The organism is Mammaliicoccus stepanovicii (genome assembly GCF_002902525.1).
GTDB lineage: Bacteria > Bacillota > Bacilli > Staphylococcales > Staphylococcaceae > Mammaliicoccus > Mammaliicoccus stepanovicii.
Genome location: NZ_PPQZ01000097.1, coordinates 1 through 986, shown reverse-complemented (window position 1 = coordinate 986; position 986 = coordinate 1). Strand labels below are relative to the sequence as shown.

The following is a 986-nucleotide window of genomic DNA, read 5'->3' as shown; positions in this document are numbered from 1 at the left end:
CTGAGCCAGGATCAAACTCTCCATAATAGAAGTAAGCTTGATTAGCTCATCTTTTGATTGGTTAAGCCAATCACTCTTTGAAGTACTATTAGTACTTCAAAATTATTGGAATTAACGTTGACATATTGTCATTCAGTTTTCAATGTTCATTATCTAATTTAATAAATGGTGGAGACTAGCGGGATCGAACCGCTGACCTCCTGCGTGCAAAGCAGGCGCTCTCCCATCTGAGCTAAGCCCCCATACGTATTAATAGAAGTCGGGAAGACAGGATTCGAACCTGCGACCCCTTGGTCCCAAACCAAGTGCTCTACCAAGCTGAGCTACTTCCCGTTATTTAAAATGGCGCGCCCGAGAGGAGTCGAACCCCTAGCCTCTTGATCCGTAGTCAAACGCTCTATCCAATTGAGCTACGGGCGCTAAAAAATGGTGCCGAGGACCGGAATCGAACCGGTACGGTAATCACTTACCGCAGGATTTTAAGTCCTGTGCGTCTGCCAGTTCCGCCACCCCGGCAAGAAAAAAATAATAATGGAGCGGAAGACGGGATTCGAACCCGCGACCCCAACCTTGGCAAGGTTGTATTCTACCGCTGAACTACTTCCGCTAAATAATTATTTTTATAATTTATAAATAATGGTGAGCCATAGAGGATTCGAACCTCTGACCCTCTGATTAAAAGTCAGATGCTCTACCAACTGAGCTAATGGCTCTAAATAATGGTGCCGGCCAGAGGACTTGAACCCCCAACCTACTGATTACAAGTCAGTTGCTCTACCAGTTGAGCTAGGCCGGCAAAAAAATGGTGGAGAATGACGGGTTCGAACCGCCGACCCTCTGCTTGTAAGGCAGATGCTCTCCCAGCTGAGCTAATTCTCCATTAACAATACTGCCCGGCAACGTCCTACTCTCGCGGAACGTAAGTCCAACTACCATCGGCGCTAAAGAGCTTAACTTCTGTGTTCGGCATGGGAACAGGTGTGACC

The 986-nt window shown here is 47.1% G+C and carries 8 tRNA genes and 1 rRNA gene; all 9 read right to left on the bottom strand.

Annotation, left to right across the window (positions count from 1 at the left end):
- Positions 1-166: 166 nt before the first annotated feature.
- A tRNA-Ala gene (locus CD111_RS10195) sits at positions 167-242 on the bottom strand.
- 17 nt (positions 243-259) lie between these two features.
- Positions 260-333: transfer RNA gene (locus CD111_RS10190), tRNA-Pro, on the bottom strand.
- Between the two features lie 10 nt (positions 334-343).
- Positions 344-420, bottom strand: a tRNA-Arg gene (locus tag CD111_RS10185).
- A 7-nt stretch (positions 421-427) separates the two neighbouring features.
- Positions 428-516: transfer RNA gene (locus CD111_RS10180), tRNA-Leu, on the bottom strand.
- A gap of 16 nt (positions 517-532) precedes the next feature.
- A tRNA-Gly gene (locus CD111_RS10175) sits at positions 533-607 on the bottom strand.
- Positions 608-637: 30 nt separating this feature from the next.
- Positions 638-713 (bottom strand) — tRNA-Lys (locus CD111_RS10170).
- Positions 714-720: 7 nt separating this feature from the next.
- Positions 721-796: transfer RNA gene (locus tag CD111_RS10165), tRNA-Thr, on the bottom strand.
- 7 nt (positions 797-803) lie between these two features.
- Positions 804-879 (bottom strand) — tRNA-Val (locus CD111_RS10160).
- A 12-nt stretch (positions 880-891) separates the two neighbouring features.
- Positions 892-986 (bottom strand): 5S ribosomal RNA (gene rrf / locus CD111_RS10155); the annotation flags it as partial.